This is a genomic window from Streptomyces sp. NPDC001732, from assembly GCF_053596315.1.
The window spans coordinates 20,199-30,309 of record NZ_JBSFFY010000072.1 but is presented as its reverse complement, the minus strand read 5'-3'; the positions used below and the strand labels follow the sequence as shown (position 1 = coordinate 30,309).

The following is a 10,111-nucleotide window of genomic DNA, read 5'->3' as shown; positions in this document are numbered from 1 at the left end:
ACCCCCGAGGACTTCACCAACATCGCCGGACTCGGCGTCCAGGGCATCGTCGAGGGCCACGCCGTACTCGTCGGCCGCGAACAACTGCTCGCCGAGTGGGAGATCCACCTGCCGGTGGAGCTGGCCCGCCGGAAGGCCGCTGCGGAGGCCGCGGGCCGGACGGCCATCGCGGTCGCCTGGGACGGCGAGGCGCGTGCGGTCCTGGAGGTGGCCGACGCGGTGAAGGACACCAGCGCGGAGGCCATCGCCCGGCTGCGGGCCCTCGGCCTCACCCCGATCCTGCTCACCGGCGACAACCGGGCGGTGGCCGAGGCGGTCGCGGCCGAGGTCGGCATCGACGAGGTGTACGCGGAGGTCATGCCGGAGGACAAGGTCGACGTCGTCAAGCGCCTCCAGGCCGAGGGCCGTTCGGTCGCCATGGTCGGCGACGGCGTCAACGACGCCGCCGCGCTCGCCCAGGCCGACCTGGGCCTGGCGATGGGCACCGGCACGGACGCCGCGATCGAGGCCGGTGACCTGACACTGGTGCGCGGGGACCTGCGGGCCGCCGCGGACGCCATCCGGCTGTCGCGAAAGACCCTGGGCACCATCCGTACGAACCTGTTCTGGGCCTTCGCCTACAACGTGGGCGCCCTGCCGCTCGCCGCGGCCGGGCTCCTCAACCCGATGATCGCGGGCGCCGCGATGGCCTTCTCGTCGGTCTTCGTGGTCGGCAACTCGCTGCGGCTGCGGGGCTTCCGGGCCGCCTCGTAAACGGCCCCACGGCCCCACAACCGCACGACCACACAACCGCACAACCGCGACGCGACCTGCCGGGAGCCCAATGGGCCTCCCCGCAGGTCGCGTTGTCGGTGCCTGCGCTCGTTGTGGGCGTCGGCGCTCATTGTCAGTGGCGGTACTTAGGGTCGCCGATATGACGAGCTGGATGCACGATTCTTTTCCCGGCCACGAGGTGAACATCGTCTTCGCCCGCGGTCTGCCGCTCGACGCACTCGTCGCGGGCCTGCGCGAGCTGCGGCGCGAGCCGCTCGCCCACGGCGAGGCGGGCGGCTGGGCCTGGGCGGTGCACGACATGGTCAACGACGAGATCGAGGACTACGACGGCGTCGACTACCGGCGGATCTGCCCGCAGGACGCGGAGCTCGTGGTGTTCGAGACCGAACCGTGCAGCGCGAAGGCGCACGGGCCCAACTTCGACTACTTCCGCGACGGCCGCCTGACCCTCGGCTTCAGTTTCGAGGACATCGGGCAGCGGGTCGGCGAGAACCCCGACCACCTGTCCGCCGCTCTCCTCGCCGCCGGGCTCATAGGCCCCGCCGCACAGTGCGGGGCCGCGGACACGGACGAGGGCCACGACTGCTTCGACCACCACTACGACGACGAGGACCGGCTCGTGCGGACGATCGCCGACTTCTTCGCCCTCCCCTCGCCCCCGCTCGCCCGGAAGGTGGTGCGGGAGGCGGTCGCCCCGATCGCCCCCAACACCTTCGTCACCTACGCCAGGGGCCTGGACCCGTCCACGCTGGCCGACGTCTTCGCCGAGGCGGGGCACCCCGCCCGCACGAAGGGCGGATCGGCCGGCTGGTCCTGGGTGACGCACGGCACGGACGCCCTGCCGGGGCGGGGAGCGGCAGTGGCGGACCTGGCACGCGACATCACCGGCTTCCGCTACGAGGAGCGCTTCGGCGGTCCCGGCCGGGTGGAGACGGTGTTCCTGGCCACCACGCCCGCGTGCGAGTGCCCGCACGGGCAGAACTACATGGTTCCGCACTGCCCCGAGCACCCCTTCCAGTTCCTGTACTGCCGGGGCGGGTTCGAGCGGTCGTACTTCAACGTCGGCCAGCGCCGCGAGGCGCAGCGCAGTGGCGATCTGCTGGTGCGGGAGCTGCTGGACGCCGGGATAGTCGGCCGGGAGACCCCGGCGTACGACATCGACCCCGGCTTCAACGTCGACGGTGCCGTGACGATGCGGATCATCAAGGACCACTTCGGGCTGCCCACCCCGTCGTGACGGCCACGCCCTTCCGATCCGGCGGAAGGGCGTGTGGCCCTGTGGCCCCGCGGCCCGGTGGCCCCGTGCCCTGGTGACTCCGTGCCCCTGTGGTCCGGTGACCCCGTGGCCCTATGGTCGTGCCATGGCCGACACCGACAGCTCGCGCACCCACGACCCCTCCGGGGCGGACGGTACTCCTGGGGCGACTTCCGGGGCGGACGGTACCGACGATCTGCTCCGCGCCCGCTGGCAGGAGACCCTGGTCCGTGCCCGGGACGGCGCCCCCGGGCCCGATCCCGCACCGTACGCCGACAATCTGCTGGCGCGCTGGGCCGAGCCGCAGCGGCGGTACCACACCACCGCGCACCTGGTCGCGGTGCTCGACCGCGTCGACACGCTCGCCGGACACGCGGCCGACCCGGACGCCGTGCGCCTCGCCGCCTGGTTCCACGACGCGGTGTACCGGCCCGACCGGTCCGAGAACGAGGAGCGCAGCGCCGCGCTCGCCGAACGCGCGCTTCCCGAGGCCGGGGTGCCCGACGGGGTCACGGACGAGGTGGCCCGCCTCGTACGGCTCACCGTCACCCACGACCCGGCGGCCGGTGACACCAACGGCGAGGTGCTGTGCGACGCGGACCTGGCGATTCTGGCGGCGGACCCGCAGCACTACGCGGCATACGCGGCGCAGGTGCGCGAGGAGTACGGCTTCGTGCCCGACGACGCGTTCCGGGAAGGCCGGGCGACGGTGCTGCGCCAACTGCTCGGGCTGCCCCGGCTGTTCCGTACCCCGTACGGGGCGGACCGGTGGGAGCAGCGGGCCCGGCACAACCTGCTGACCGAGCTGGAGCTGCTCAGCCGCTGACACCCCCGCCGGGAGGAAGCAGCGGGAAGCGCAGGGAGGGAACGGCGGCGTCACGTCGCGGACACGTAGTGGAAACGTCGGGAATGCGGCGGCATGTGATCGCTGTTGGCAGCTGTCATGCCCGACTCTGCCGTTATCCGTTCCCGTATGCCTCTCGCCGTGTACATCTTGGGACTCTCGGTCTTCGCCCTGGGGACCAGTGAATTCATGCTCTCCGGGCTGTTGCCGCCCATCGCCGACGACATGAACGTGTCGATCCCCCGTGCCGGTCTCCTCATATCCGCCTTCGCGATCGGCATGGTGGTCGGCGCCCCGCTGCTCGCCGTGGCCACGCTCCGGCTGCCGCGCCGCACCACTCTGATCGCCCTGATCTCCGTCTTCGGTCTCGGCCAGGTCGCGGGCGCGCTCGCCCCGACGTACGAGGTGCTCTTCGTGTCCCGGGTGGTGAGCGCGTTCGCGTGTGCCGGGTTCTGGGCGGTGGGGGCGGCGGTCGCCATCGCGATGGTGCCGGTGAACTCGCGGGCCCGTGCCATGGCCGTGATGATCGGCGGGCTGTCGATCGCCAATGTGCTGGGGGTGCCCCTGGGGGCGTTCCTCGGTGAGAACTTCGGCTGGCGGTCGGCGTTCTGGGCCGTGGGCGCGGCGTCCGCCGTGGCCCTGGTCGGGGTGGCGACCCTGATCCCGCGCATTCCGTTGCCGGAGCGGCAGCCCCGGCTCAAGCAGGAGATGGGCATCTACCGGGACCGGCAGGTGTGGCTGGCGATCGTGATCACGGCACTCGCCGCGGGCGGTGTCTTCTGCGCGTTCAGCTATCTGGCGCCGCTGCTGACCGATGTCGCCGGGCTGGACTCGGGCTGGGTGCCGACGGTGCTCGCGCTGTTCGGGATCGGGGCGCTGATCGGTACGACGATCGGCGGCCGGGTCGCGGACGCGCATCTCTTCGGAGTGCTGATGAGCGGTGTCACGGCCTCGACGGTCCTGCTGGTCGCGCTGGCACTGTTCGCGTCGAACCCGGTCGCCGCGGTCGGGCTCTCGTTCCTGCTGGGCCTGTCCTCGTTCTTCACGGCCCCGGCGCTGAACGCCCGGATGTTCAACGTCGCGGGCGCCGCCCCGACGCTGGCCGGCGCGACGGCGACCGCCGCGTTCAACCTCGGCAACACGGGCGGCCCCTGGCTGGGCGGCACGGTGATCGACGCGGACTTCGGTTTCGCGGCGACCGCGTGGGCCGGTGCGGCGATGACGGTACTGGCGCTGGTGGCCGTGGTGTTCTCGCTGCGGCTGCAGGGCGGCGGCCGGTCGCGCCGGGTGGCGGGGGCGCCCGCCGCGGTGTCGTCGGGCACGCCGTCGGACGCGCCGGTGGGCATGTCGCCGGGTGCCTCGGTGGGCACGTCGTCGGGCACCCGGGCGGTGGCTTCGTCGGACTCGCCGGTGGAGGCGGGCGCGGACACGGGCCCCTCGACCGCCTGACCCCGCCGGGCGGACACCGGTACCGCCCACCGACCCCGGTCCCGTGCCCGGCCCCGCCGCCGGACTCGGCCCCGACCCCGGCCCCCGGACAGCCGTCAGGCTCCGGGGGCCGGGCGTCCTTTGGGGCGCCGCAGTCCCGCTTCCGTGATCCGGCGGACGAGTTCCTTCGGGCCGATCTCCTTCGCCCCGGCCCGTACCGCGTCCTCGTACCGCTCCTCCGGGATGTCGTAGTGGTCCCGCTCGAACGCGCGCGGCGGGCAGCCGATGGACGCGGCGAAGGCGTGCAGTTCCTCGAAGGACACGTCGCTGACCAGGTGCGACCACAGCCGCCCGTGCCCCGGCCACTGGGGCGGATCGATATAGACCGTCACTCGCGCCGTATCCCGCCGAGCGAGCCGACCGGCGCCACGGCCACGGCCGCCTTGGTGCACACCCAGTGCGGGTCCGGGCCCAGCTCCGGTTCGACGTCGAGGGCGTGCGGGTCGCCCGCGTCGCAGACCGGGCAGAGCGGCCACCGCCCGTACCGTTCGAGCAGCGCGTCCTGCACGTCCTGGGCGACGAGCCCGACCACGAACTCGGCCCCGTCGGGCCACTGTTCGACCCACCAGCGGCGGTGGGTCACCGCATCCTCGACCAACGAGACGATCCCGGCCTCGGCGACGTCACCTGCGGCGAGATCGGCCATGACCAGCGCGCGGGCCGTGTGCAACGCCTGTTCCAGGGGGTTCATCTCCATGGCCCCATTGTCACTCCGCCCGCCGAAAGGCCCCACGCCCCCACCCCCGCCGTTTCCGCGCTGTCCGAAGCGCCGCCCATGCACCACCGATGCACCCATGCACCACCCCTGCGCCGGCCGCACCACCGATGCGCCGCCGCAGCGTCACCGGAATGTGTGCGTCCCCGGAGGCAGGCTCGAAAGAGGGCTTGACGGGCAACCTGCTTGAAAATATCTTTCAAATGTGACCAACGACTTGAAGGAAAGTTTCAGCGCCGATTCCCCGCCCGCCCCGGCGGCCCTCGCGGCCAAGGTGCGTACGCTCGCGCCGTCCATGACCCGCTCCATGCAGCGCGTCGCCGAGGCCGTCGCCGGTGATCCCGCGGGCTGCGCCGCCCTCACGGTCACCGGTCTCGCCGAGCTCACCGGCACCAGCGAGGCGACCGTGGTCCGCACGGCCCGTCTCCTCGGCTATCCCGGCTACCGCGATCTGCGCCTGGCCCTCGCCGGGCTCGCCGCGCACCAGCAGTCGGGCCGCGCCCCTTCCGTCACGGCGGACATAGCGGTCGACGACCCGATCGCCGACGTGGTCGCCAAGCTGGCCTACGACGAGCAGCAGACCCTCGCCGACACGGCCGCCGGGCTCGACACCGTCCAACTCGGTGCCGCCGTGGCCGCCGCCGCCACCGCCCGGCGGATCGACATCTACGGTGTGGGGGCCTCCTCCCTCGTCGGCCAGGACCTCGCGCAGAAGCTGGCCCGCATCGGGCTGATCGTGCACGCCCACACGGACCCGCACCTGGCGGTGACCAACGCCGTGCAGCTCCGCTCCGGCGACGTGGCCATCGCGATCACGCACTCCGGCTCCACGGGCGACGTCATCGAGCCGCTGCGGGTCGCCTTCGACCACGGTGCGACGACGGTCGCGATCACCGGCCGCCCCGACGGCCCGGTCACGCAGTACGCCGACCACGTGCTGACCACGTCCACCGCCCGGGAGAGCGAGCTGCGCCCCGCCGCCATGTCGAGCCGTACGAGCCAACTCCTCGTCGTCGACTGCCTGTTCATAGGCGTGGCACAGCGTACGTACGAAACGGCCGCCCCGGCCCTCTCCGCCTCCTACGAGGCCCTGGCCCACCGCCACACGCCCCGCCCCCGCTGACCCGCCCCGCACCCCGAACGCGGACCCGAACGCGGACCCGTTCGCCCCGAACCCCCCATCCGCAGCACCGCACGAGCCGAGACCGAAAAGGCAGAGTCACCCTCCATGACCTCCATCGCCGACCTCACCCCCGACGACCACGGGGACCTGCGCGCCCAGCTCGAAACGCTCACCACCGAGGCGTTCCGGCCCGAGCTCGCCGAGATCGACCGTCTGAGCACCCTTGAGACAGCCCGCATCATGAACGGCGAGGACCGGTCCGTGCCGGACGCCGTCGGTGCCCGGCTGCCCGAGATAGCAGCCGCGATCGACGGCATCGCGGAGCGCATGGCGCGCGGCGGGCGCCTGATCTACGCGGGCGCGGGCACCGCGGGCCGGCTCGGCGTGCTGGACGCCAGCGAGTGCCCGCCCACCTTCAACACCGACCCCTCCCAGGTCGTCGGCCTGATCGCGGGCGGCCCGACCGCCATGGTCACGGCCGTCGAAGGCGCCGAGGACAGCAAGGAACTGGCCGCCGCCGACCTCGACGCCCTGAAGCTCACCGCCGACGACACCGTGGTCGGCATCTCCGCCTCCGGCCGCACGCCGTACGCGATCGGTGCCGTCGAGCACGCCCGCCGCAAGGGCGCCCTGACCCTCGGGCTGGCCTGCAACGCGAATTCCGCGCTGGGCGCCGCGGCCGAGCACGGCATCGAGGTCGTCGTCGGCCCGGAGCTGCTCACCGGCTCCACCCGGCTCAAGGCGGGCACGGCCCAGAAGCTCGTCCTCAACATGATCTCGACGATCACGATGATCAGGCTCGGCAAGACCTACGGGAACCTGATGGTCGACGTCCGCGCCTCCAACGAGAAGCTGCGCGCCCGGTCCCGCCGGATCGTCGCGCTCGCCACCGGGGCGTCCGACGAGGAGATCGAGGCCGCGCTCGCCGCGACCGACGGCGAGGTGAAGAACGCCATCCTCACCATCCTCGGCCAGGTCGACGGCCCCACCGCCGCCGCGCTGCTGGCCTCTTCCGACGGCCACCTCCGCACCGCCCTCGCCGCCGCCCCCCGCACCACCTGACCCACCGGCTCCACCTCGCACCTCCCCCCACAGCAAGGCCCACGCGCCATGGCAACACAGGACAAGAACCGCGCCGCCGCCGCCGCGATCCTCCCCCTCGTCGGCGGCGCCGCGAACGTCAGCTCCATCGCCCACTGCATGACCCGGCTCCGGCTGGGTCTGCGCGACCGCTCGCTCGTCGACGACGAGGCCCTGAAGGCGGTACCCGCCGTCATGGGGGTGGTCGAGGGCGACACGTACCAGATCGTCCTCGGCCCGGGTACCGTCGCCCGGGTCACGCCGGAGTTCGAGCGGCTGGTGGCGGAGGCCGGGGCGACCGCCCCCGGCCCCACCGCCCCCGAACCCACCGCCTCGGCCGGCACCCCCGAGACCGCCCCCTCCGCTTCCGCATCCGCCTCCACCTCCGCTTCCGCTTCCGCGGAGGAGCTGGCCGCCCAGGGCGCCGCGATGAGGGCGGCGCGGAAGGCGAAGAACGCCACCCCGTTCAAGCTGTTCCTGCGCAGGATCGCGAACATCTTCGTCCCGCTGATCCCGGCGCTCATCGGCTGCGGCATCATCGCCGGACTCAACGGCCTGCTGGTGAACCTGGGTTGGCTGACCTCGCTCACCCCCGCCCTGGCCGCGACGGCGTCCGGCTTCATGGCGTTGATCGCCGTGTTCGTCGGCTTCAACACGGCGAAGGAGTTCGGCGGAACACCGATCCTGGGCGGTGCGGTCGCCGCGATCATCGTCTTCCCGGGCGTCGCCGGCATCGAGGCGTTCGGCCAGAAGCTCTCCCCCGGCCAGGGCGGTGTGCTCGGCGCACTCGGCGCGGCGGTGCTCGCGGTGTACGTGGAGAAGTGGTGCCGCCGCTGGGTGCCCGAGGCGCTGGACGTACTGGTCACCCCGACACTCACGGTCCTGGTCTCCGGCCTGGTGACGATCTTCGGCCTGATGTACGTGGCCGGGGAGGTCTCCACCGCCATCGGCACGTTCGCCGACTGGCTGCTCTCCCACGGCGGCGCGGGCGCGGGCTTCGTGCTCGGCGGCCTCTTCCTGCCCCTGGTGATGCTGGGCCTGCACCAGGCGCTCATCCCGATCCACACCACCCTGATCGAGCAGCAGGGCTACACCGCTCTGCTCCCGATCCTCGCCATGGCGGGCGCCGGCCAGGTCGGCGCGGCGGTCGCGGTCCACTTCCGTCTCCCCCGCAACGGCTCGATCCGCCGCACCATCAAGTCCGCCCTCCCCGCGGGTCTGCTGGGCGTGGGCGAGCCCCTGATCTACGGCGTCAGCCTCCCGCTCGGCCGCCCGTTCATCACGGCGTGCGTGGGCGGTGCGTTCGGCGGCGGCTTCATCGGCCTGTTCAACCAGCTGGGCGACAAGGTCGGCTCCACCGCCATCGGCCCGTCCGGCTGGGCCCTGTTCCCCCTCCTCGACGGCAACCACGGCCTCGGCCCCACGGTCGCGATCTACGCGGGCGGCCTGCTGATCGGCTACCTCACCGGGTTCCTCGCCACGTACTTCTTCGGCTTCGGCAAGGACCTGCTGGCGGAGTTCAACGTCTCCCGGGAACCCGCCCACACCCCGGTCACAGCAACGGGCACCCCCGCGAAGGAACCGGCCGGGGTCTGACCTCCGGCCCACAAGGCGCGCATGGATGAGGGGTGGTACCCGGGCCCGGATACCACCCCTCATCCACCCTCATCCCTGCGTGCCCGCCCGCTCAGACCGGGAACTCCTCCGTGAGGATCGTCGTGCCGAACGGCCCCGGGTCGGAGCGCTTGTACGTCCTGTCCTCGTTCGGCTCCGTGAACAAAGTGGCCGTCGCCCCACGCGTGTCGAACCGGTCGATCAGCAGATACATCGGCACACCCGCACGCGCGCAGGCGCGGCACTTCTTCGTCCGGTCGTCCCGGGCGTTGCCCTTCGAGGTGGTCTCGACGACGAGCAGCGCTTCCGACGCATCCATCGGATCGCCGGCCTCCGGATCGGCACCGTCGACGAGCTCCGAGGGCATGACCACCAGATCCGGCACGTAGAGCCCGTCGAGCGGGGCCACATGGATACCGAGGGCCTGGTAGATCTCCAGTTCCTCGGGCAGGTCCCGGTAGAGCCTGCGCTGCACTTCGGCGGCAATGCCGCTGCGATGCGCATGCGGCGGAGGCACCAGGTCGATCCGCCCTTCGTCGATCTCGGCGCGCCACCCCTCGGGCACGTCCAGTTCACGCCATGCCTGCAGCAGGTGGTCCCACGGGGGCCTTCAGAGGCCGGGGGGTTCTCGACCACCGCCGTCATGGCAATCGCCCCTCCCGGTTGACCTCCCTCACGCGGGCCCGCAGCACCTCTCCCAGCGGCGCCGCGCGCACCGACTCCGGTGGGCAGTCCCACTCGGGCCCACCGCCCGGCGCCCGCAACTGCACGTACGGACCGACGCGTCCCATCACGCGCCCCACCCTGCCGTCCCGGGTGTCCACCGCGAACGAGCCCAGCTCCGGCGCATCCCCCTCGAATCCCTCACCTTTCATGGCCGGCCATCCCTTGCGCCTCCAGCACCACGCTCAGCCGCAACGCCGTGTCGAGATTGCACCGCCCGAGGTCCACCAACGGCGACTCCGGCTCGGCCCCCGCGCACGTCACCGGGTCGATCCGCAGCGAGGGCAGCGTGATCCCGACCCCCGAGAAACTCTCCTTCAGTCGCGCCACCGCCTCCTCCGCCGCCCGCACTCTGCTCTCCGTCGCCTTGCGTCGTTCGGTCATCGTCATGATCCATCCCTTTCCACGCTGAGTAATGGGAATGCATACCCAGCGTGTCCAACGCGGCGTTAGCCTGGAAGAGGCGCAGACCCAACAACCGCACGTGTGTCACAG

At 72.3% G+C, this 10,111-nt stretch carries 11 protein-coding genes and 1 pseudogene; 7 read left to right on the top strand and 5 right to left on the bottom strand.

Features of this window, described 5'->3' with window-relative positions; translation table 11 throughout:
- The 4 genes from ACWCXX_RS35410 to ACWCXX_RS35395 all read left to right on the top strand — a co-directional run.
- The coding region (locus ACWCXX_RS35410) for an HAD-IC family P-type ATPase (RefSeq protein WP_451134561.1) at window positions 1-753 on the top strand (753 nt) is incomplete at its 5' end.
- A 172-nt stretch (window positions 754-925) separates the two neighbouring features.
- Complete coding sequence (locus tag ACWCXX_RS35405; RefSeq protein ID WP_451134559.1) at window positions 926-2,011, top strand: hypothetical protein; 1,086 nt, start codon at window positions 926-928, stop codon at window positions 2,009-2,011.
- A gap of 124 nt (window positions 2,012-2,135) precedes the next feature.
- Window positions 2,136-2,855: an HD domain-containing protein gene (locus tag ACWCXX_RS35400; RefSeq protein WP_451134557.1), complete on the top strand. Its 720-nt coding sequence runs from the start codon at window positions 2,136-2,138 to the stop codon at window positions 2,853-2,855.
- A gap of 147 nt (window positions 2,856-3,002) precedes the next feature.
- On the top strand, window positions 3,003-4,322 hold the full coding sequence (locus tag ACWCXX_RS35395) for a Cmx/CmrA family chloramphenicol efflux MFS transporter (protein ID WP_451134555.1): 1,320 nt from the start codon (window positions 3,003-3,005) through the stop codon (window positions 4,320-4,322).
- Between the two features lie 95 nt (window positions 4,323-4,417).
- Here ACWCXX_RS35395 and ACWCXX_RS35390 read toward each other — a convergent pair whose 3' ends face one another.
- A complete protein-coding gene (locus ACWCXX_RS35390) occupies window positions 4,418-4,693 on the bottom strand; it encodes a DUF4031 domain-containing protein (RefSeq protein WP_451134553.1) in 276 nt (91 codons plus the stop codon).
- A complete protein-coding gene (locus ACWCXX_RS35385; RefSeq protein WP_451134551.1) occupies window positions 4,690-5,058 on the bottom strand; it encodes a hypothetical protein in 369 nt (122 codons plus the stop codon). The genes ACWCXX_RS35390 and ACWCXX_RS35385 overlap by 4 nt, the downstream gene beginning before the upstream one ends.
- Window positions 5,059-5,281: 223 nt before the next feature.
- Here ACWCXX_RS35385 and ACWCXX_RS35380 point away from each other — a divergent pair, with 223 nt between their 5' ends.
- The 3 genes from ACWCXX_RS35380 (at window position 5,282) to ACWCXX_RS35370 (ending at window position 8,875) form a co-directional block, all read left to right on the top strand.
- Entirely contained in the window at window positions 5,282-6,199 is a 918-nt protein-coding gene (locus ACWCXX_RS35380; protein WP_451134550.1) for a MurR/RpiR family transcriptional regulator, read from the top strand.
- 105 nt (window positions 6,200-6,304) lie between these two features.
- Window positions 6,305-7,261: an N-acetylmuramic acid 6-phosphate etherase gene (murQ, locus tag ACWCXX_RS35375; RefSeq protein WP_451134548.1), complete on the top strand. Its 957-nt coding sequence runs from the start codon at window positions 6,305-6,307 to the stop codon at window positions 7,259-7,261.
- 48 nt (window positions 7,262-7,309) lie between these two features.
- Complete coding sequence (locus tag ACWCXX_RS35370; RefSeq protein ID WP_451134546.1) at window positions 7,310-8,875, top strand: PTS transporter subunit EIIC; 1,566 nt, start codon at window positions 7,310-7,312, stop codon at window positions 8,873-8,875.
- Between the two features lie 91 nt (window positions 8,876-8,966).
- Here the strand turns inward: ACWCXX_RS35370 and ACWCXX_RS35365 are convergent.
- From ACWCXX_RS35365 to ACWCXX_RS35355, 3 genes and pseudogenes are all read right to left on the bottom strand, one after another.
- Window positions 8,967-9,538: pseudogene (locus ACWCXX_RS35365) on the bottom strand (Uma2 family endonuclease).
- Complete coding sequence (locus ACWCXX_RS35360) at window positions 9,535-9,768, bottom strand: hypothetical protein (RefSeq protein ID WP_451134544.1); 234 nt, start codon at window positions 9,766-9,768, stop codon at window positions 9,535-9,537. The pseudogene ACWCXX_RS35365 and the gene ACWCXX_RS35360 overlap by 4 nt, the downstream one beginning before the upstream one ends.
- Window positions 9,758-10,006, bottom strand: coding sequence for a hypothetical protein (locus ACWCXX_RS35355; RefSeq protein WP_451134542.1), 249 nt, complete (start codon window positions 10,004-10,006; stop codon window positions 9,758-9,760). The genes ACWCXX_RS35360 and ACWCXX_RS35355 overlap by 11 nt, the downstream gene beginning before the upstream one ends.
- Between the last annotated feature and the right edge of the window lie 105 nt (window positions 10,007-10,111).